This is a genomic window from Kocuria cellulosilytica, from assembly GCF_040981245.1.
GTDB lineage: Bacteria > Actinomycetota > Actinomycetes > Actinomycetales > Micrococcaceae > Kocuria > Kocuria cellulosilytica.
Window position 1 is genome coordinate 527,053 of the sequence record NZ_JAVFWZ010000002.1, and the last position, 19,857, is coordinate 546,909.

The following is a 19,857-nucleotide window of genomic DNA, read 5'->3' on the forward strand; positions in this document are numbered from 1 at the left end:
CGACGCACTGCTGGGCGCCGTACTTGCCGCGGAGCGTGTGCACCACGGCCCGATGTTCATCTGGGGCACCCCGCTACGGGAGAGGGTTGCCGCCCGACCAGCCAGAGCTTCGCGTCGGGACTCGTCATCGTCGTCGGGGAACAGCTTAGCGGGTCGCCCGGCACCCGGCGCAAGCCCGACCGCGCACCACGGCGCAGGCCGGGGGACGGTTCAGCCGGACGGTTCGGTCGGCCGGACCGGTCCGACGGTTCGGTCGGCCGGGCCGGTCCGACAGATCCGTCCGACGGGTCGGTCCGACGGATCAGCCGGACGGCTCAGGCGGGCGGGGCGAGCGGTGGAGTCCGGCCCGGGTCCAGGGTCCAGCCCCGCCGGAGCCGGACGCGGAGCTCGATCAGGGGGCAGGTGTCCATGACCACGTCGAGGCCGGCCTGCTCCGCCCGGGCGGCCGCGTCCTCGTCGACGACGCCGAGCTGCAGCCACACCGCCGCGGCGCCCGCGGCGATGGCCTGGTCCACGACCGCGCCGACGCGGCGGGAGTTGACGAAGCAGTCCACCACGTCGATCGGCTCCGGGACCTCGGCGAGGGTGCGGAAACCGGGCTCGCCGTGCACCGGCTCGCCCTTCGGGTTCACCGGGACGATCGTCATGCCGAGGTCGTCCCGGATCTGCTTCGCGACCGAGTGCGCCGGACGGGCCGTGTTGCCGGTCAGCCCCACCACGGCCCACCGACCGGGCCGGGTCATGAGGCGGTCGATGACGGCGGGGTCGTTTCGGGTCATGCCACCAGCCTGGCACGGCACCCTCCCCCGCACGACCCCCTGCCCCCCGCTGCTTCACTGTCCCGCTCTCCTGCTTCCCCGCTCCCCCGCTCTCCTGCTTCCCGCTGCCCTGCTTCCCGCTGCCCTGCTTCCCGCTCTCCTGCTTCCCCGCTCTCCCGCTCTCCCGCTCTTCCGCTTCCCTACTGCCCCGCGAGGTTGCCGGTGTCGGCGACCGCGGCGTGTCCGGTCGCCGACACCAGCAACCTCGCGCGGGGTGCTCCAGCGGGGTGCTCCAGCGGGGTGCTCTAGCGGGGGGCTCTGCCAGGGGGCTCGCGCGGTGTCAGGGCACGGGACGGCCGCGGATCGCCGCCCGCACGAGAGCCACCGCGCGCGGCACGGTGCCGCACGGCGTCACCACGTCCTCCACGAGGTCGCGGTGGGTGATGCGGACCTCTCTCCAGCCCGCGGCCTCCGTGCGGCGCTGACGCCGGATGTCGATCTCGCGCTGACCGGCGCGGTCGTGGTGGGCGCCCTCGTACTGGATGCTGACCCGGGCGGACTCGACCGCGAGGTCCGGAAGGACTTCCGTGCCGTCGGGGGCGACGATCCGGCGGTCGGTCTCCACCTCCCTGATCCCGTGCTCCCGCAGCAGCAGGCGGAGCCGGGTCTCCGGGGCCGAATCCGCGCCCGGCGCGGACAGCTCCGCGGCGACCCGGAGCCTGCGCACGCCCCGCCGCCCCGCGTACCGGCCGAGCAGCCGCATCAGCTCGGCTCTCGGCAGCAGAGGAGGGACGCCGCTCCGCAGGCCGTGGCGGTGCTCGCAGACGGCGCCGTCGACGCAGACCACCAGCTCGTCCGGGTCCAGCACCGCGGCCAGGTCCAGCAGCGTCCGCACCGGGACCGTCACCTCGACGCCTGACACGCGCACGGTCTCCCACGGGGCGAGGTCCGCGTGGTGCCCGGCCACCCCACGGCGTCTGGGCGGCACCCCGTCGTCGGCGCGGGTGACGTGGATCGGCGTGACGCCCCGCAGCCGCCGCGGCAGCCGGAGGTTCCAGACGATCCCGGCGCTCGCATGGCTGAGCGCACCGCCCGGGGTCAGCGCGAGCACGGGGCGGGCCCCGGCGAGAACCGCGCTGCGCGCCGCGCCCTCGTCGTCGGCCCCGGGTCCGTGCCGGACGACCTCGTGCACGCCGCGCGAGAGGGTGCGGTAGCGCAGACCGCGACGCTGGGAGTCGGTGACGCCCAGGGCGTCGGCCTCGGCGGCCGTGAACGGACCGGGCAGGAGCGGGGCGGGAACGGGTCGCGGTGCGGGCATGGCACGACTCAACAGCCCGCCGAGGGCGGCGGACCACGTGGACGCCGGGCTGTGGAGCCAGGACCGCCGCGCGAGAGTGCACCTGTCGGCGACCGACGGCGCGTCGGTCGCCGACAGGTGCAACCTCGCGCAGGAGGGAGGGGGAGGGGTCAGGAGAAGAGGGGCAGGCGGTCCGCGTGCGCGCCCAGCTCCGCGTGCTCCTGGGCGGTCAGCTCGGCCCGGCCGGTGCCCACTCGGGCGAAGTGCTCGTCGCTCCAGTGCTCGAGCGGTTCCCGCTCCCACAGGTCGGTGAGCACCCGGCGGACCTCGGCGAGCCCGTCCGCGGCGGGGCCCGGGGAGCCGTCCAGGTGCCGGATCAGGTCCAGGTGGTGCACCGTGGCCTCCACCGCGAGGGTGCTCAGCAGGTCCTCGACGCGCAGCACGTGGCCCTCCGTGCGGACCGCGCCGCCGCCGCAGTGCTCCGCCGCGTGCACGAGCGCCCGGGTGGTCTCGCGGTGGAGCTCCCGCACCGGGTCCCAGTCCAGCACCATGGACGCGGCCACGCGGGCGCGGCGCCGTTGCTCGGCGGCCGCCGCGGGGTCGCCGCCCCAGTCCGTCCAGTAGGTCGCGGCGTCCCGGTCCGGACGGGCGGTCGTGGGCGTGTGCAGGGCGACCAGCCCCTGCAGCGCGTCCGTCGTGCAGTGCTGGACCAGGTCCCGGACCGACCAGCCCGTGCACCCCGTGGCGGCCCAGGAGTCGTCGTCGCCGAGCCCGTCGAGGACCGCGCCGAACGCCGCGAAGGCGTCGCGCACCAGATCCGCCCGGACCGGGGTTCTGCGGCTCGTCATGGGTCCATGGTGGGGCACGGAGGACCCTCGTGCCAGCGATGTGTCGCGACGACCGCGGATGCGACGGATTTGCCAGGGGACACACCGAGGACGTTCAATGGGCCCGTAACCATCCGGAGCGGCTGAGAGACCTGGCTCGTCGACGTCGCAGCAACCGGCACGGATCCGCCTGATCCCCCGTGCGAGGTGCTAATGCCAGGACCGATGGAGTTGATCATGAGCACTTCTCTGCTGAGCCCTGCGCCGCCCGCCGCCCCGAACCCGTCGAAGCGCGCCTTCTCCGTGGCGTTCGAGCACGTCGGCAAGGCGTTCCCGGCCGGCCGCGAGACGCACCACGTCCTGCAGGACGTCGACGTCACGGTCCGGCCCGGCGAGGTCCTGGCGGTCCTGGGTCCCTCGGGCTGCGGCAAGTCCACCCTGCTGCGGGCCGCCGCGGGCCTCGACACCGCCTCGGCGGGCCGGGTGCTCATCGACGGCACCCCCGTGTCCGGGATCGACCCGCGCTGCGCGGTCGCCTTCCAGGAGCCCCGCCTGCTGCCGTGGCGCTCCGTGCGCGAGAACGTCCGCCTGGGCCTGCCCCGCGGGCTCCCCCGGGACGAGGGGGACACCGTGATCGACGACCTGCTGCGCCTGGTCGGGCTCACCGCGCACGCGGGCCACCGTCCCCGCGCGATCTCCGGCGGCATGGCCCAGCGCGCGTCCCTGGCCCGGGCCCTGGCGCGCAACCCCGGGGTCCTGCTGCTCGACGAGCCCTTCGGCGCGCTCGACGCCCTGACCCGCCTGCAGATGCAGGACCTGCTGCTCACGATCCACGCGGCCCAGCCCACCACCGTCCTGCTCGTCACCCACGACGTCGACGAGGCGCTGCAGCTCGCGGACCGGATCGTGGTCCTGGGCCGGACCGGACCCACGGCTCCCGCCTCGATCAGCACGGTCCTCACGGTCCCCGGCGAGCGACCCCGGGACCGGGCCTCCGAGGTCCTCGCCGGGCTGCGCGTGCAGCTCCTCGGCCACCTGGGCGTCGACGCCCACCACCCCGCGGCCCGCTGACGCGGCCCGCTCTCGCTCTGCTCCTGCTCTGCTCGCAGGACCGGCGGCGGCGCCCGCCCGCGCCGACCGCCCGGTCCGCCCACCACGAAAGGCCCCGCCGTGCCCCTCCCCCACCGTTCCGTCCGCACCGTCCCCGCGCTCGCCGCCGTCCTGGCCCTCGGCCTGACCGGGTGCATGGCGGGCGAGGGCTCCGGCGAGGCCCCTGCGCAGGCCGCCGGGGGCGGCACCGTCCGCGTGGACTGGGCCACCTACAACCCGCTCTCTGTGGTGATCAAGGAGAAGGGCTGGCTCGAGGCCGCGTTCGCCGAGGAGGGCACCGAGGTGGAGTGGGTGCAGTCCGCCGGGTCGAACAAGGCCAACGAGGCGCTGCGCGCGGAGGCCGTGGACATCGGCTCCACCGCGGGCTCCGCGGCGCTGCTGGCCCGCAGCAACGGCACCCCGATGCAGGTGATCGACCTCTACTCGCAGCCGGAGTGGTCCGCCCTGGTCACCGCCCCCGGCACCGGGGTGCAGGAGGTCACGGACCTCGAGGGCCGCACCGTGGCCGCGACCAAGGGCACCGACCCGTACTTCTTCCTGCTCCAGGCCCTCGACGAGGCCGGCGTGGCCGCCGAGGACGTCACGGTCCAGAACCTGCAGCACGCCGACGGGCGCGCCGCCCTGGAGACCGGCCAGGTGGACGCCTGGGCGGGGCTCGACCCGATCATGGCCGCCGCGGAGGAGAACGGCGCGGAGCTGTTCTACCGCAACGTCGACTTCAACACCTACGGCTTCCTGAACGCCCACGAGAACTTCCTCGAGGAGCGGCCCGAGGCCGCCCAGACCGTGGTGGACGTCTACGCCTACGCCCGGGAGTGGGCGCAGGAGAACTCCGCGGAGACCGCGCAGCTGCTGTCCGAGGCGGCCGGGATCGAGCTGTCCGTGGCGGAGGCGGTGCTCGAGCGCACCAACCTGGACATCGACCACGTGCCCGGCGACGAGCAGCTGGCGGTCCTCGAGAAGGTCGGGCCGATCTTCGTCGACTCCGACGACGTCGCCGACCAGGAGCAGATCGACGAGGCGCTCGCGAGCCTCGTGGAGAGCTCCTACGCCGAGGACGCCGACGCCTCCCGCGCGGCCGAGCTGATCGAGGGCCAGGAATGACGCAGCCGCTGACGCCCGCCCAGGAGACGGAGCGCCCCGAGGACGCACCCGCGGCCGCGACGGCCACCCGGCGGCGGCCGCTGCTGCGCGCCGCGCTGGGCCTGCTGCTGCCCGCGGCGCTGCTGGTCCTGTGGCACGTGCTGTCCGCCGCCGGGGTGTTCAGCGCCGTGCAGCTGCCGGCTCCGCTCGCGGTGCTCGAGGCCGGGATCGGCCTGCTGGCCGGCGGGGACCTCTGGACCCACGTGGGCATCTCGAGCCAGCGGGTGCTGATCGGGTTCCTGCTCGGGGCCGGGCTCGGCCTCGTGGCCGGGTCCTTCATCGGCCTCTCCCGGTGGGGCTCCACGCTGGTGGGTCCCACCATCGGGGCGTTCCGGGCGGTGCCGTCCCTGGCGTGGGTGCCGCTGCTGCTGCTGTGGATCGGCCTCGGCGAGGACTCGAAGGTCACGCTGGTGGCCATCGGCGCGTTCTTCCCCGTCTACACCACCGTCTCCGCGGCCCTGCAGCACGTTGACCGCAACCTCATCGAGGCGGCGCGGGCCTTCGGGCTCCACGGTCTGCGCCTGCTCACCACGGTGCAGCTGCCGGCCGTCATGCCCTCGGTCATCTCGGGGCTGCGCCTGGCGCTGGCCCAGGCCTGGCTGTTCCTCGTGGCCGCCGAGCTGCTGGGCGCCTCCATGGGCCTGGGCTGGCTGCTCACCGACTCGCAGAACAACGGGCGCACCGACCGCCTGCTGCTGGCGATCGTCCTGCTCGCGGTGCTCGGCAAGCTCTCGGACGCGCTGCTGGGCGTGTTCGAGAAGTGGGCCGTGCGGAGATGGGCCTGACCCGTGCGCCCGGCACCGTGGAACCGTCGTCCGTGCAGCCAGGAAAGGACCGCAGCACCGTGAGCTTCAGCTGGAGCAACCCCTCCTCCCCCACCCCCAATCCCGCGCTCGTCTCCGACGAGGCCCGGATCGCCTTCTGGGAGGGCCAGGCCTCCCGGCTCGACTGGGCCGAGCCGTGGCGGACGGCCCACCGTTTCGAGGCGCCGCGGCGGATCGGCGAGGACGAGCAGGGCAGCCCCACGTGGTCGGTCCCCGAGATCGCGTGGTTCGAGGGCGGGAAGCTCAACGTGGCCCACAACTGCGTGGACCGCCACGTCGAGGCCGGCCGCGGCGCCCACGTGGCCCTGTACTTCGAGGGCGAGCCCGGGGACCGGCTGGTCTACACCTACGCCGATTTGCAGCGGGAGGTCTCACGCGCCGCCAACGCCCTGCTCGCCCTCGGCGTGGAGCAGGGCGACCGGGTGGTGATCTACCTCCCGGTCATCCCGGAGACCGTCATCATCACGCTGGCCTGCGCCCGCATCGGGGCGGTGCACTCGCTGGTCTTCGGCGGCTTCTCCGCCGAGGCGCTGCGGTTCCGCGTCGAGGACACCGGCGCCAAGGTCCTCGTGACCACGGACGGGCAGCACCGGCGCGGGGCCGTGGTGCCCGTGAAGGCCGTCGCGGACGAGGCCTGCGGCGGCGACAACGCGATCGAGCACGTCGTCGTCGTCCGCCGCACCTCCCGGCCCGGGCGCACGGACCTGCCCCGGGGCACCCGGGGGACGCACTCCAAGGACGAGGACGCCGTCCCGTGGACGCGCGGACGGGACGTGTGGTGGCACGAGCTGGTCGCCGAGCAGTCCGACGTGCACGTGCCCCAGGCGTTCGACGCCGAGACGCCGCTGTTCATCATCTACACCTCCGGGACCACCGGCAGGCCCAAGGGCCTGGTGCACACGATGGGCGGCTACCTCGTGCAGGCCGCCTACACCCACGCCCTGCTCTTCGACCTGCTGCCCGACGTCGAGGACGAGGACGGCGAGCTGCGCCCGGACGAGCTGGCCACCGTCAACGACCCCGCGAAGGTCGACTCGACCGTCCACTGGTGCACCGCCGACCTCGCCTGGGTCACCGCGCACACCTACGAGATCTACGGGCCCCTGGTCAACGGCGTCTCGGAGGTGATCTACGAGGGCACCCCGAACACCCCGCACTGGGGCCGGCACTTCGAGGTGATCGAGCGCTACGGGGTCACCGCCTACTACACGGCGCCCACGCTGATCCGCTCCCTGATGGGGGCGTTCCCGAAGGGTGTGCCGCCGCTCTACAACCTGAACTCGATCCGGCTGCTCGGCTCCGTGGGCGAGTCGATCAACCCGGAGGCGTGGCGCTGGCTGCGCGCCCAGCTGGGCCGGGACGAGGTGCCGTTCGTGGACACGTGGTGGCAGTCCGAGACCGGTGCCGCCGTGATGTCCCCCCGCCCGCACGACCCGCAGTTCGCGCCCCCGGGGACGTTCGACGACGGAGCGCCGCACACCGCCCTGAAGCCGGGCTGCGCCACCCGGGCGGTCCCGGGGATCTCCACCCGCGTGGTGGACGAGGCCGGGGAGCCGGTCCCGCCCGGGGTGCAGGGCTTCGTGGTGGTGGACCGGACCGGCCCCTCGATGGCCCGCACCGTGTGGGGCGACCCGCAGCGCTACCTCTCCTCCTACTGGCGGGCCTACGCCGAGCAGGGCTGGTTCCTGGCCGGGGACGGCGCCCGCTGCGACGAGGAGGGGGACATCTACATCCTGGGGCGGGTCGACGACGTCATCAACGTCTCCGGGCACCGGCTGTCCACCATCGAGATCGAGTCGGCGCTCGTCACCCACCCGTGGGTGGTCGAGGCCGGTGCCGCGCCGGTGCGCGACGAGCTGACCGGCCACGCGGTGCTCGCCTACGTGGTGCTGACCCCCGACGCGCAGGGCCGGCCGGCCGAGGAGCTGACCGCCGCGCTGCGGGAGCACGTGGCGCACGAGATCGGCCCCATCGCCAAGCCCAGGGCGGTCGTGGCCGTCCCGGACCTGCCGAAGACCCGCTCCGGGAAGATCACCCGGCGCCTGCTCGCGCAGCTGTGGGAGGGGGCGCCGCTGGGCGACCGGTCCTCCCTGCAGAACGAGGAGGCGCTGGAGCACATCGCCGAGGTCCTGGCCGCACGGCGGCAGGACCTCGGCGACGCCGGGTGACGGCCCGTGACGCGCTCCGCAAGGACGTTGAGACATGTGACGTCCCAGTCCGCACCGCCCCTAGGATGAATGCCGTGAACGACACCCCCCGCCCCGCAGGAACCGGCCGCCCCGCGCCGGCCGGGCTGCTGCCCGGGCTGCCGAACACCGAGCTCAAGCTCGCCATGGCCGGCTCCGGCGCCCTGTTCTCGGCCTACGTCCTGGTGCACCTGCTCGGGAACCTGAAGGTCTACCAGGGCGAGGAGAAGTTCAACGCCTACGCCGCGTTCCTCCGCACGGCCGGCGCCCCCGTGCTGCCGCGCGGCACCGTGCTCTGGGCGGCACGCGGCGTGCTGGCCACCGGTCTGCTCGTCCACGTCGGCGCCGCCGCGGTGCTCACCGCGCGGTCCTGGGCGGCGAACGGGACGCTGCTGCCGCGCGCGCGCCGGCGCCCGCGGGGGCGCCGGCGCTCCCCCTGGGCGGTGGCGAAGCGCTCGATGCGCAGCACGGGCGGCGTGCTGGGGCTGTTCACGGCCTTCCACGTCCTCGACCTGACCCTGGGCGCCCGGCCCGCCGCGGCCCGGGGCTTCGCGCACGGCAGCGCCTACGCCAACCTCGTGGCCAGCCTGTCCCGCCCGCCTGTGGCCGCGGCGTACGCGGTGTCCATGGCGGCGCTGGCCGCCCACCTGGTGCACGGCATCCCGGAGATCGCCAACGACGTCGGCGTGACCGGGGACCAGCGGTTCCAGCGGCGGCTGCGGATCGCCGCCAACGCCTTCGGCGCCGCGGTGGCCGCCGGCAACACCACGATCCCCGTGGCCGTGCTGACGCGCGCGGTGCGCTGAGCCCCGTGGCCGCCCTCCCCCGCCGGCGGGTCGACCTCCTGCGGAACGACTCGCCGCGGGACCGGGCACCTTCCGGCGAACGAGCACGAGACGACCTCCGACGAGACGACAAGGACCCGAGCGAGTGAGCACCTTCTCCCTGACCGTGGACGTGTGGCGCCAGCCCTCCCCGGAGGAGCCCGGGGACTTCACGGCCTACGACGTCCCGGACGCGAGCCCGGAGATGACCGTGCTCGAGCTGCTCGACCGGATCAACGCGCAGCTGGAGGCCGCCGGCGAGGACCCGGTGGTCTTCGACGACGGCTGCCGCGAGGGAATCTGCGGCAAGTGCGGGGTGACGGTCGACGGCGTGGCGCACGGGCCCGAGCGCAACACCGCGAGCTGCATGCAGCACCTGGGCGCCTACCGGGACGGGGACCGGGTGCGCCTCGAGCCGCTCCGGGCGTCCTCCTTCCCGGTCAAGCAGGACCTCTCCGTGGACAAGAAGGCGCTGCGCCTGGTGGCGAAGGCCGGGAAGTTCCCGGTGGCGATGAAGGCACTGGCCAACGGCGGCTGCATCAGCTGCGGGGCGTGCGTGGCGTCCTGCCCCAACGGCTCCGGCCAGCTCTTCGTGGGCACGATGCTCAAGGAGCTGCCGCCGCTGGCCAAGGACGACGCCGAGCGCCGGGAGCGTTCGGCCAAGGTGATCGACGCGGCGGAGGAGCAGTTCGGCCCCTGCTCCCTGCTGGGCGACTGCGTGGAGGTCTGCCCGGCCGGGCTGCCGGTCGAGAACCTCTCCGCGGTGGCGCAGGAGTACCTGCGCAACCGCTTCCCGCGCCGGGGCGGGGACGCGCAGGGTCCACGGTGACCCCGCGCGGCGTGTCTTGCCGCGCGGGGAGGTGACTGCTACTTTTCGGGCACGTCTTCGAGACCCGTGAGGTGGATCACATGAGCGAGCGCCCCGGCAACATCGTCCCCGAACAAGGGGAGTTCGACTACGAACCGGAGGACCGCGAACCCGCCCGTGCCCCCGGCAGGACGTGGCTCTACCGGGGTCTGGGGCTGGTGCTGGCCCTGCTCGTGTGGTTCCTGCTGGGCGGAGCGGACATCTCGGCCGATGCCCGCGTGGTGGCGGGGGTCGCCACGCTGATGGCGGTGTGGTGGATGACGGAGTCCATGCCGCTGTCGGTGACCTCGCTCCTGCCGATCGTGCTGTTCCCGGTGCTCACGGCCCTGGAGGTCTCGGAGGTCACGGCGCCCTACGCGAACCCGATCGTGTTCCTGTTCCTCGGCGGGTTCCTGATCGCGATCGCGATGCAGAAGTGGAACCTGCACCGCCGGATCGCGCTGCTGACCCTGCGCCGGGTCGGGACCCATCCGCGCCAGATCATACTCGGCATGATGATCGCCACCGCGTTCCTGTCGATGTGGGTGTCCAACACCGCGACCACCCTGATGATGCTGCCCATCGGGCTGTCCGTGCTGACCCTGGTGGTCGAGAACAGCAAGCAGGCCGGGACCCGTGCCGAGACCGAGGACATGACCGAGCAGATCCGCTCGGGCAGGGCCATCAGCGACGTGATCGACGACCGCGACGTGCGGATCTTCGGGGTGGCCCTCGTCCTGTCGATCGCCTGGGCGGCCACCATCGGCGGCCTGGGCACGCTGCTGGGCTCCCCGCCCAACGCGATCGTCGCCGGCTACATCAGCGAGGAGCTGGGCCAGACGGTGGGCTTCGCCCAGTGGATGATGCTCGGGGTGCCGATCGTGGTGGTGTTCATCGGGCTGGCCTGGCTGCTCCTCACCCGGGTCCTGTTCCGCTTCCACCTCGAGGAGGTCCCCGGGGGCAAGGAGCTGATCAACGAGGAGATCGCCGCCCTGGGCCCGATGAGCCAGGGCGAGAAGATCGTGCTGGGCGTGTTCGTGGCCGCGGCGTTTCTCTGGATCGTCCCGGGGCTGCTCTCCGGGATCGGCGACATCGGCGAGCAGCTGCCCTGGCTGGGCCTGTTCGACGACACGGTGGTGGCCATCGGCGCCGGTGTGGTGCTCTTCCTGCTGCCCGGCGACCGGCAGGGCAACATGACCCTGGAGTGGAAGGACGCCGAGGAAGGCCTGCCCTGGGGCGTGCTGCTGCTCTTCGGCGGCGGTCTGTCGCTGGCCGCGGCCGTGGCCGGCACCGGACTGGACGCCTGGTTCGGCGCGCAGGTCACCGGGCTGGGCGCGCTGCCGATCGTGCTGCTGCTGGCGGCGGTGGTCACGATCGTGCTGCTGCTGACCGAGATCACGTCCAACACCGCCACCGCGGCCACCTTCATCCCGATCCTGGGCGGGGTCGCCGTGGGCATCGGGGTGGACCCCATGACCCTGCTGATCCCGGCCGCGCTGGCCGCGACGTGTGCGTTCATGCTCCCGGTGGGCACCCCGCCCAACGCCATCGTCTACGCCACGGGCCAGGTCAAGATCACCGAGATGGTCCGCGGCGGCATCGTGCTCAACATCGTGGGCGTCATCCTGATCACCCTCTTCACGGTACTGATCGGCCCGTTCGCGCTGGGCCTGGTGATCTGACCGGTCCTCGTGCACGTCCGGCCGGCCGCCGCCGCGGGGCCGGCCGGACGCCGCGGCGGCGGAGCGTGCGCCCGGTTGGCGCGGGGCGGCCCGGGGCAGCACAATGGGACGCAGCCATCCCGAGCGGCCGAGAGACCTGGATCGACGACGCCGCAGCAACCGTGGTCGACGTCGCAGACCGCACGGTGCTACCGCCAGAACCGATGGAGCAGCGCACCCCCGGCCCGCTCGCCCGGGTCCGTCTCCGCCCGGGACCGTCCAGCGGCACCACTTGCACGAGGAGTTCTCCCCATGGCCGACCACCAGTTCGGGTTCCGCACCCGGGCCCTGCACGCCGGGGGCACCCCCGACGCCGAGCACGGCGCCCGCGCGGTCCCGATCTACCAGACCAGCTCGTTCGTCTTCAAGGACGCCGACGACGCCGCCAACCTGTTCGCCCTGCAGAAGTACGGCAACATCTACTCCCGCATCGGCAACCCGACCGTCGCGGCCTTCGAGGAGCGCATCGCCTCCCTCGAGGGCGGCATCGGCGCCGTGGCCACCGCCTCCGGGATGTCCGCCGAGTTCCTCGTGTTCGCCGCGCTCGCCCGGGCCGGGGACCACATCGTGGCCTCCGCCCAGCTCTACGGGGGGACGGTCACCCAGCTGGACGTCACCCTGCGCCGCTTCGGCATCGAGACCACGTTCGTCCCGGGCACGGACCCCGCCGACTACCGGGCCGCCGTGCGCCCGGGGACGAAGGCCGTCTACACGGAGGTCGTGGCCAACCCGTCCGGGGAGATCGCCGACCTGGAGGGCCTCGCCGCGGTCGCGCACGAGGCCGGCGTCCCGCTCGTCGTCGACTCGACGATGACCCCGCCCTACCTGATCCGCCCGTTCGAGCACGGGGCGGACATCGTCATCCACTCGGCGACCAAGTTCCTGGGCGGCCACGGCACCACGCTGGGCGGCGTCGTCGTCGAGTCCGGCCGCTTCGACTGGGCGAACGGCAACTTCCCGTCCATGACCGAGCCGGTGCCGACGTACAACGACGTCACCTGGTGGGGGAACTTCGGGGAGTACGGGTTCCTGACCAGGCTGCGCACCGAGCAGCTGCGGGACATCGGCCCCGCTCTGGCGCCCCAGTCCGCGTGGAACCTGCTCCAGGGCGTCGAGACGCTGCCGCAGCGCATGGACGCGCACCTGGCCAACGCGCACGTCGTCGCACGCTGGCTGGAGGAGGACCCGCGCGTCTCCTACGTCAACTGGGCGGGGCTGCCGAGCCATCCGCACCACGACCGGGCGCAGAAGTACCTGCCCCTCGGCCCGGGCGCCGTGTTCGCGTTCGGGGTCTCCCCCACGGACCGGCTCGGCGGACGGGAGGTCGGCGCCCGCTTCATCGAGAACCTGCAGCTGGCCAGCCACCTCGCCAACATCGGCGACGCCCGCACCCTCGTCCTGCACCCGGCCTCGACCACCCACCAGCAGCTGAGCGCCGAGCAGCTGCTGCGGGCCGGGGTGCGGGAGGACCTCATCCGCCTGTCGGTGGGCCTCGAGGACGTCGAGGACATCCTCTGGGACCTGGACCAGGCCCTCTCCGCGGCGACCGGGCTCGCCCGGGAGTCCGCCCCGACCGCCGAAGGAGTGCTCCGATGACCGCCGAGACCCGCACCTGGACGGGGCCGAGCGCGCCCGAGCGGCTGAACATCCTGCACGGCACCGAGTCGATCGCCATCGTGGGCGCCTCCGACAAGCCCTCCCGCGCCTCCTACTTCGTCTCGACCTACCTGCTGTCCTCCTCGCCGTACCGGGTGTACTTCGTCAACCCGGTGCTGCGGGAGATCATGGGCCGGCCGGTCTACCCGTCGCTGGCGGACCTGCCGGAGGTCCCCGACGTGGTGGACGCGTTCCGGCGCCACGACGACCTCCCGGACGTGGCCCGCGACGCGGTGGCCGTCGGGGCCAGGACGCTGTGGCTGCAGCTGGGCTCCTGGCACGAGGAGGCCGCGCGGATCGCCGAGGAGGGCGGGCTCACGGTGGTCATGGACCGCTGCGTGAAGATCGAGCACGCCCGCTTCCACGGCGGGCTCCACCTGGCCGGCTTCAACACCGGGGTCATCTCGGCGAGGCGGCAGGTCCTGGCCTGAGACGCGCAACGGTCCCGGAGGCCTGGGGCTTCCGGGACCGTTCCGCGCCGCGAGCGGCAGGCCGCTACGCGCGCTCGAGGACGAACCGCACGTCCGCCTTCAGGCTCTGGCTGACCACGCAGTAGCGCTCCGTGGCCCGCGCGAGGCGCTCCAGGGCGCTGTCGTCGAGCTCCGCGTCCACCCGGGCGGTCACCACGACGTCCTGGACCCCGACGGGCACGGTCCGGTCGACGCCCAGCGTGCCGCGGGCGTCGAACATGCCGTCGGCGGTGAGCTCGGCCGAGCGCACCTCCACGCCCATGGCGGTGGCCACGCTGCGCAGGGTCACCCCGGCGCAGGCCAGGAGGGCGTCGAGGAGCATGTCCCCGGAGCAGGCGTCGCTGCCGTCGCCGCCGGTGGCGGCGTGCGGCCCGCCCCGCACGGGGCCCGCCCAGGTGTCGACCGTGCAGGTCAGTCCGGGGTCCCGGAAGTCGCCGTGGGAGTGCAGGGGCGTGCGCGCCGCCCCGGGGTCCTCCCGGTAGCGGTCCTTGAGGGGAGCCTGGAGCTGTCGGAGCTCCGTGGCGGTCATCTGGGTTCGAGATTCCATGCTGTCACTGTAGAGCGTCCGGCGCGGACGGATCCACGCGGGGCGTCCGCACCGGTACGCTCAGCGGGCGCGCTCGGCCACGCGGTCCTCCCAGTAGGCGCGGGTGGTCACCACGTCCGTGCCGTCCCACGCGCCCAGCCCGGACAGGCCCGGGACGTCGCCGCTGTGGAAGATCGGCTCGACCCCCTGCTTGCGCTGGGCCTCGTAGTTCCTGAGCACCCGGACGGCCACGCCGGAGAGCAGGACCAGGGCCACCAGGTTGATGGTGGCCATGACCGCCATGAACAGGTCGGCCAGGGACCAGACGAGGTCCAGGGCCAGCACGGCGCCGGCGAAGACGAACACCAGCACGAGCACGCGGTAGGCGGTCATCGCCGCGGCCGAGCCCGTGAGGAAGCGGATGTTGGACTCGCCGTAGTAGTAGTTGCCGATCACCGAGGTGAAGGCGAAGAGGAAGATCGCGACCGTCAGGAAGTGGACGGCCCACTCGCCCAGCTGCAGGGCGAGCGCGGACTGGGTGAGGGACGCGCCCTCCCGCCCGCCGAGCTCGGGGTTCGACAGCAGCACGATGAACGCGGTGATCGAGCAGATCAGCCAGGTGTCGAAGTACACGCCCAGGGCCTGGAGGAAGCCCTGCTTGGCGGGGTGGGAGACGGAGGCCGTGGCGCCGGCGTTGGGGGCCGAGCCCATGCCGGCCTCGTTGGAGAACAGGCCGCGCTTCATGCCCTGGATGATGACCCCGATCAGGCCGCCGGTGACGAACTCGCGGATGCCGAAGGCCCCCTCCAGGATCTGGCCGAGCACCGCGGGGACCTCGCCGATGTTCAGCACGACCACGAGCAGCCCGAGGACGATGTAGAGCACCGCCATGATCGGCACGACGATCTCCGAGACCGCGGAGATGCGGCGGATGCCGCCGAAGATGATCGCGGCGGTCAGGCCCACGAGCACCGCGCCGACCAGGATCCGGAACCACAGGGTCTCGGCCGCGGCCATGTCGACGCCGAAGGACCCGCCGAGGGCGTCCACGATCGAGTTGGACTGCACGGAGTTGAAGACGAAGCCGTAGGTCAGGGTGATGACGACCGCGAACAGCAGCCCCATCCAGCGCGCGCCGATGCCGCGCTCCATGTAGTAGGCGGGTCCGCCCACGTACCCGGTGGGCGCCTTGATCTTGTAGAGCTGGCCCAGCAGGGACTCCGTGAACGCGCTCGCGGCGCCGATTCCGGCGATCACCCACATCCAGAACACGGCGCCCGGTCCGCCCAGGCTGATGGCGATCGCGACGCCGGCGATGTTGCCGGTGCCCACGCGGGACGCGGCGGAGACGGTGAAGGCCCGGAACGCGGAGATGCCCTTCTTGCCGTCCTCGGCCAGGCCGGGCTTGTCTCCCAGCACCCGGAACATCTCCGGGACCAGCCGCAGCTGCACCACGCCGGTGCGGACGGTCAGGTAGAGGCCCACCCCGATGAGGATGGCGAAGACCACGTTCCACACCCAGCCGCCGAGGGTGCCGACGAGATCGGTGACGAGTTCCATTGCAGCTCCGAACTGTGACGACGCGGTCCCCCGGCGTGGGGTCTGCGGGGGTCCGCGTGAACGACCGGGCGCAGCGGTCGCGCGCCCCGACGGAACTCTAGTGGACGTGACCGGCGTCTCGTCCCCCGCGGTGTGCGCCGAGGTCGCGGCTGTCGGCGACCGAACCGCGCCCGGTCGCCGGCAGCCGCGACCTCGCGGGAGGGGAAGGGATCAGATCACGCGCACGGCGCCCTTGTCCGCGGAGGTGACCATCGAGGCGTAGGCCCGCAGCGCCTTGGAGACCTGGCGCTCGCGCGGCTTCGTGGGGTACCAGGGCGCGGGGCCACGGGCCTGCCGGCGGGCGGCGAGCGTGGCGTCGTCCACGTTCACGCGCAGCACGCGCCGGGCGACGTCGATCTCGATCTCGTCGCCGGTCTCGACGAGCCCCACGGCGCCGCCGGCGGCGGCCTCCGGGGAGATGTGCCCGATGGAGAGGCCGGAGGTGCCGCCGGAGAAGCGGCCGTCGGTGATGAGCGCGCACTCCCGGCCCAGGCCGAGGCCCTTGAGGTAGGAGGTCGGGTAGAGCATCTCCTGCATGCCCGGGCCGCCCTTGGGGCCCTCGTGGGTGATGACCACGATGTCGCCGGGCTGCACGTTCTTGGACAGGATCTCGAACACGGCCTCGTCCTGGGACTCGACCACGAAGGCCTTGCCGACGAAGTGGAACAGCTCCTCGTCGATGCCGGCGGTCTTGATCACCGCTCCGTCCTCGGCGATGTTGCCGTAGAGGATCGCCAGCCCGCCGTCCTGGGTGTAGGCGTGCGCCACGGAGCGGATGCAGCCGTCCTCGCCGTCGAGGTCGAGGGACTCGAACGTGTTGGCCGTGGAGAACGCCTGCGTGGTGCGCACGCCGCCGGGCGCGGCGTGGAAGAGCCGCCGGGCGCGCTCCGAGGACCGGCCGCCGCGGACGTCCCACTCGTCCAGCCAGGTGGCCAGGTCCGGGGCGTGCACCGTGTGCACGTCCTCGTTGAGCAGCCCGGCCCGGCGCAGCTCGCCGAGGATCGCGGGGATCCCGCCCGCACGGTGCACGTGCTCGATGTGGAACCGCGTGGAGTTGGGCGCGACCTTGCACAGGCAGGGCACCCGGCGGGACAGGTCGTCGATGTCCGGGAGGGTGAAGTCGACCTCGCCCTCCTGGGCGGCGGCGAGGATGTGCAGGATCGTGTTGGTGGACCCGCCCATGGCGATGTCGAGGGCCATGGCGTTCTCGAACGCCGCCTTCGTGGCGATGTTGCGCGGGAGCACGGACTCGTCGTCCTGCTCGTAGTACCGGCAGCACAGGTCCACCACCCGGCGGCCGGCCTCGAGGAAGAGCTCCTTGCGGGCCACCTGGGTGGCCAGCGTGGTGCCGTTGCCGGGCAGGGACAGGCCGAGGGCCTCGGTGAGGCAGTTCATGGAGTTGGCGGTGAACATGCCCGAGCAGGATCCGCAGGTGGGGCAGGCGTTGCGCTCGATCTGGCCCAGCTGCTCGTCGGTGACGGACTCGTCGACGGCCATGGACATCGCGTCCACGAGGTCCAGGCGGTGCTCCACGACGCCCTCGACGGCCTCGCCGGACTCCATGGGCCCGCCGGAGACGAAGACCACCGGGATGTTGAGCCGCAGCGCGGCCAGCAGCATGCCCGGGGTGATCTTGTCGCAGTTGGAGATGCAGACCAGGGCGTCGGCCCGGTGGGCGTTGACCATGTACTCCACGGAGTCCGCGATGATGTCCCGGGAGGGCAGCGAGTAGAGCATGCCGTCGTGGCCCATCGCGATGCCGTCGTCGACCGCGATGGTGTTGAACTCCTTCGCCACTCCACCGGCCTCCCGGATCGCCGAGGCCACGAGGTCGCCCATGTCCTTGAGGTGCACGTGGCCGGGCACGAACTGCGTGTAGGAGTTCGCGATCGCGACGATCGGCTTCCCGAAGTCGTCGTCGCCCATGCCGGTGGCGCGCCACAGGGCGCGGGCACCGGCCATGTTGCGGCCGTGGGTCGAGGTGCGGGAGCGGAGGTGGGGCATGGCGGAGCTGCGTCTCCTTGGTCGAGGATGTCCGGTGGTTGTCCGGCGGCCGGGCGGGCGGCCCGTGGGGGCGGAGCACCGGGGCAACCGCCGGCGGTCCGCCGTCCAGAATACGCTTCTGGGCCGCAACGTCCTGATGGACGGACCCCCGTCTCACGATGTGGCCGGGCGAGGCGCACCGGCTCCTACACTGGGGTCAGCCGCGCAGCCCTCAGGAGGAGCCGACCATGAGCCACCCCTCGACGCCCCCTCGTCCGGACGACGGCGCCGACTTCAGCGTGGGCCTGCAGGACGCCGCCGACCCGCTGGTGATGGCCCTCGACGTCGGCTCGACGGGCAGCCGCGGCGGGCTGCACGACGCCACGGGGACCCCGGTGCTCGGCTACCGGCACAAGATCGAGCACGAGTTCCGCACGGCGGCCGACGGCACCTCCGTGATCGACCCCGACCAGGTCACCGAGGAGCTGGCCGGGATCCTCGACCTGGTCCTGGCCGACCCCGCGCTGGCCGGCCGGGTGGCGGGCGTCGCCCTGGACACCTTCGCGTCCTCGCTCGTGGGCGTCGGGGCCGACGACGAGGCCGTGACCCCCTGCTTCACCTACGCGGACTCCCGGTGCGCCGAGCAGCTGGCCGGGCTGCGCGCCGAGCTCGACGAGCCCGCCGCCCTCCAGCGCACCGGAGCCCGCCTGCACACCTCGTACCTGGCCCCGCGGCTGCGCTGGATCCGGGAGACGGACCCGCAGACGTGGGAGCGGGCCCGGCGGTGGATGTCCCTGGGCGAGTACGTGCACCTGCGCCTGCTCGGCACCGCGTGCGCCGGGACCGCCACGGCCGCGTGGACCGGCATGCTGGACCGGCGCACGGGCCGGTGGGACGAGCCGCTGCTACTCGCCTGCGGCATGGACGCCGAGCAGCTCAGCCCCGTCCTCGACCCGCACGAGCCCGTCCCGGACGTCGCGGCCTCCGTGGCCGAGCGGTGGCCCGCCCTCGAGGGGGCGCACTGGTTCGCGCCCGTGGCCGACGGGCTGAGCGCCAACCTGGGCTCCGGCGGCGCCGACGCCTCGACGCTGGTGGTCTCGGCCGCGACCTCCGGGGCCGCGCGCGTGCTGCTGCACGAGATCCCGGAGCGGGTGCCGAGCGGGCTGTGGTGCTACCGCGTCGACGCGCAACGGTGCCTGCTGGGCGGGGCCCTCAACGACGTGGGACGGGCGATCAGCTGGCTCGAGGACACGGTCGCCCTGCCGGAGGGCACCACGCTGCAGGACGTCGCCGAGGCCGAGGCCGCCGAGGGCACCCCCGTGGTGCTGCCCTTCTTCACCGGTGAGCGCTCGACCGGGTGGGCGGGCGGGGCCCGGGCGGTGCTGGCCGACGTGACCGCCTCCTCCACCGGGGCGGACCTGGCGCGGGGCGTGCTGGAGGGCGTGGCGGCCTCCTACGCGCGCGTGGCCGACCAGCTCGAGGACGTCGCCGGCGGCGTGGAGCGCGTGGTGGCCTCGGGCAGCGCCTCCCAGGACGTGCCCGGGCTGATGCAGATCCTGGCCGACACCCTGGGCAAGCCCGTGGCGCGGGCCGAGTTCAAGCGCGCGACGCTGCGCGGCACGGCCCTGCTCGCCCTCGAGACGCTGGCCCCGGACGTCGAACGGGCCCGCCCGCCCTACGGGCCCGAGCACGAGCCGGAGCCCGGGCGCGCGGAGCACTACCGCGCCGTCCGGGCCCGCTTCGAGGAGCTCTACGGGGCGCTCCTCGCCTCCTGACCCGCCGCCCCTGCCCGGCATCGGACGCTCCGCCCGCGGCACCCGGGCGGGCCCGCGGAGGCGGGGATGCGGGGCACCGGGCCGGGCCGCGAACCCGCCTTGGCGCAACCTGGGTGCGAGCCGGACGTTTGCTCACACAGGGACACAATGCTGTGCCTCCGCGAATACCGTGGCTCCGGCGCCGCCGCTTTCCTACCGTGGAACCCGTGAGCGCGGGGGCACGAGCCCCCGGCCCCGCATCCCCCCCCCCCCCCCCCCCCCCCCCCCCCCCCCCCCCCCCCCCCCCCCCCCCCCCCCCCCCCCCCCCCCCC

Annotated in this window: 16 protein-coding genes and 3 riboswitches; of the genes, 10 read left to right on the plus strand and 6 right to left on the minus strand. The window is 73.5% G+C overall.

The features are described from left to right. Positions 1-14 precede the first annotated feature (14 nt). Positions 15-129: riboswitch (SAM riboswitch) on the minus strand. A gap of 185 nt (positions 130-314) precedes the next feature. The 3 genes from RCG67_RS05030 to RCG67_RS05040 all read right to left on the minus strand — a co-directional run bounded on the left by RCG67_RS05030 (position 315) and on the right by RCG67_RS05040 (position 2,903). Beyond that, the gene (locus RCG67_RS05030) at positions 315-779 is read right to left on the minus strand and encodes a CoA-binding protein (RefSeq protein ID WP_368825107.1); all 465 of its coding nucleotides are present in this window, start codon (positions 777-779) and stop codon (positions 315-317) included. A 319-nt stretch (positions 780-1,098) separates the two neighbouring features. Beyond that, positions 1,099-2,076 carry an endonuclease domain-containing protein gene (locus tag RCG67_RS05035; protein WP_368825108.1) on the minus strand — a complete coding sequence of 326 codons (978 nt, stop codon included), beginning with the start codon at positions 2,074-2,076 and terminating at the stop codon, positions 1,099-1,101. 149 nt (positions 2,077-2,225) lie between these two features. After that, on the minus strand, positions 2,226-2,903 hold the full coding sequence (locus RCG67_RS05040; protein ID WP_368825109.1) for a maleylpyruvate isomerase N-terminal domain-containing protein: 678 nt from the start codon (positions 2,901-2,903) through the stop codon (positions 2,226-2,228). 106 nt (positions 2,904-3,009) lie between these two features. Then, a riboswitch (SAM riboswitch) is annotated at positions 3,010-3,114 on the plus strand. A 5-nt stretch (positions 3,115-3,119) separates the two neighbouring features. Between RCG67_RS05040 and RCG67_RS05045 the strand changes: the two genes are divergently transcribed. From RCG67_RS05045 to RCG67_RS05085, 9 genes are all read left to right on the plus strand, one after another. Beyond that, positions 3,120-3,953, plus strand: a complete 834-nt coding sequence (locus tag RCG67_RS05045; protein WP_368825110.1) for an ABC transporter ATP-binding protein — start codon at positions 3,120-3,122, stop codon at positions 3,951-3,953. A gap of 99 nt (positions 3,954-4,052) precedes the next feature. Continuing rightward, positions 4,053-5,096 carry an aliphatic sulfonate ABC transporter substrate-binding protein gene (locus RCG67_RS05050; protein ID WP_368825111.1) on the plus strand — a complete coding sequence of 348 codons (1,044 nt, stop codon included), beginning with the start codon at positions 4,053-4,055 and terminating at the stop codon, positions 5,094-5,096. After that, complete coding sequence (locus RCG67_RS05055; RefSeq protein WP_368825112.1) at positions 5,093-5,920, plus strand: ABC transporter permease; 828 nt, start codon at positions 5,093-5,095, stop codon at positions 5,918-5,920. The genes RCG67_RS05050 and RCG67_RS05055 overlap by 4 nt, the downstream gene beginning before the upstream one ends. Before the next feature lie 59 nt (positions 5,921-5,979). After that, positions 5,980-8,127, plus strand: coding sequence for an AMP-binding protein (locus tag RCG67_RS05060; RefSeq protein ID WP_368825113.1), 2,148 nt, complete (start codon positions 5,980-5,982; stop codon positions 8,125-8,127). A 65-nt stretch (positions 8,128-8,192) separates the two neighbouring features. Next, positions 8,193-8,951 (plus strand): succinate dehydrogenase/fumarate reductase transmembrane subunit, encoded by a 759-nt coding sequence (locus tag RCG67_RS05065; RefSeq protein WP_368825114.1) that lies wholly within the window; start codon positions 8,193-8,195, stop codon positions 8,949-8,951. Positions 8,952-9,075: 124 nt separating this feature from the next. After that, positions 9,076-9,798: a succinate dehydrogenase/fumarate reductase iron-sulfur subunit gene (locus RCG67_RS05070; protein ID WP_368825115.1), complete on the plus strand. Its 723-nt coding sequence runs from the start codon at positions 9,076-9,078 to the stop codon at positions 9,796-9,798. 80 nt (positions 9,799-9,878) lie between these two features. Continuing rightward, positions 9,879-11,498 carry an SLC13 family permease gene (locus tag RCG67_RS05075; RefSeq protein WP_368825116.1) on the plus strand — a complete coding sequence of 540 codons (1,620 nt, stop codon included), beginning with the start codon at positions 9,879-9,881 and terminating at the stop codon, positions 11,496-11,498. 111 nt (positions 11,499-11,609) lie between these two features. Next, positions 11,610-11,708: riboswitch (SAM riboswitch) on the plus strand. A gap of 81 nt (positions 11,709-11,789) precedes the next feature. Next, positions 11,790-13,133, plus strand: coding sequence for an O-acetylhomoserine aminocarboxypropyltransferase/cysteine synthase family protein (locus tag RCG67_RS05080; RefSeq protein WP_368825117.1), 1,344 nt, complete (start codon positions 11,790-11,792; stop codon positions 13,131-13,133). Then, a complete protein-coding gene (locus RCG67_RS05085) occupies positions 13,130-13,624 on the plus strand; it encodes a CoA-binding protein (protein ID WP_368825118.1) in 495 nt (164 codons plus the stop codon). The genes RCG67_RS05080 and RCG67_RS05085 overlap by 4 nt, the downstream gene beginning before the upstream one ends. 64 nt (positions 13,625-13,688) lie before the next feature. Here RCG67_RS05085 and RCG67_RS05090 read toward each other — a convergent pair whose 3' ends face one another. From RCG67_RS05090 to ilvD, 3 genes are all read right to left on the minus strand, one after another. Then, positions 13,689-14,210 carry an OsmC family protein gene (locus RCG67_RS05090; RefSeq protein WP_197412668.1) on the minus strand — a complete coding sequence of 174 codons (522 nt, stop codon included), beginning with the start codon at positions 14,208-14,210 and terminating at the stop codon, positions 13,689-13,691. 60 nt (positions 14,211-14,270) lie between these two features. Continuing rightward, complete coding sequence (locus tag RCG67_RS05095; RefSeq protein WP_368825119.1) at positions 14,271-15,749, minus strand: alanine/glycine:cation symporter family protein; 1,479 nt, start codon at positions 15,747-15,749, stop codon at positions 14,271-14,273. 210 nt (positions 15,750-15,959) lie between these two features. After that, complete coding sequence (gene ilvD, locus RCG67_RS05100) at positions 15,960-17,792, minus strand: dihydroxy-acid dehydratase (protein WP_368825120.1); 1,833 nt, start codon at positions 17,790-17,792, stop codon at positions 15,960-15,962. Positions 17,793-18,019: 227 nt separating this feature from the next. On the opposite strand from ilvD, the gene RCG67_RS05105 reads away from it, so the two are divergent. Next, entirely contained in the window at positions 18,020-19,546 is a 1,527-nt protein-coding gene (locus tag RCG67_RS05105) for a gluconokinase (RefSeq protein ID WP_368825121.1), read from the plus strand. The last annotated feature ends 311 nt before the right edge of the window (positions 19,547-19,857 follow it).

Coding starts and splice junctions, on each gene's coding strand:
- RCG67_RS05030 (WP_368825107.1), bottom strand. CDS start 779: ATGACCCGAAACGACCCCGCCGTCATCGACCGCCTCATGACCCGGCCC.
- RCG67_RS05035 (WP_368825108.1), bottom strand. CDS start 2,076: ATGCCCGCACCGCGACCCGTTCCCGCCCCGCTCCTGCCCGGTCCGTTC.
- RCG67_RS05040 (WP_368825109.1), bottom strand. CDS start 2,903: ATGACGAGCCGCAGAACCCCGGTCCGGGCGGATCTGGTGCGCGACGCC.
- RCG67_RS05045 (WP_368825110.1), top strand. CDS start 3,120: ATGAGCACTTCTCTGCTGAGCCCTGCGCCGCCCGCCGCCCCGAACCCG.
- RCG67_RS05055 (WP_368825112.1), top strand. CDS start 5,093: ATGACGCAGCCGCTGACGCCCGCCCAGGAGACGGAGCGCCCCGAGGAC.
- RCG67_RS05065 (WP_368825114.1), top strand. CDS start 8,193: ATGAATGCCGTGAACGACACCCCCCGCCCCGCAGGAACCGGCCGCCCC.
- RCG67_RS05075 (WP_368825116.1), top strand. CDS start 9,879: ATGAGCGAGCGCCCCGGCAACATCGTCCCCGAACAAGGGGAGTTCGAC.
- RCG67_RS05080 (WP_368825117.1), top strand. CDS start 11,790: ATGGCCGACCACCAGTTCGGGTTCCGCACCCGGGCCCTGCACGCCGGG.
- RCG67_RS05085 (WP_368825118.1), top strand. CDS start 13,130: ATGACCGCCGAGACCCGCACCTGGACGGGGCCGAGCGCGCCCGAGCGG.
- RCG67_RS05090 (WP_197412668.1), bottom strand. CDS start 14,210: ATGGAATCTCGAACCCAGATGACCGCCACGGAGCTCCGACAGCTCCAG.
- RCG67_RS05095 (WP_368825119.1), bottom strand. CDS start 15,749: ATGGAACTCGTCACCGATCTCGTCGGCACCCTCGGCGGCTGGGTGTGG.
- ilvD (WP_368825120.1), bottom strand. CDS start 17,792: ATGCCCCACCTCCGCTCCCGCACCTCGACCCACGGCCGCAACATGGCC.
- RCG67_RS05105 (WP_368825121.1), top strand. CDS start 18,020: ATGAGCCACCCCTCGACGCCCCCTCGTCCGGACGACGGCGCCGACTTC.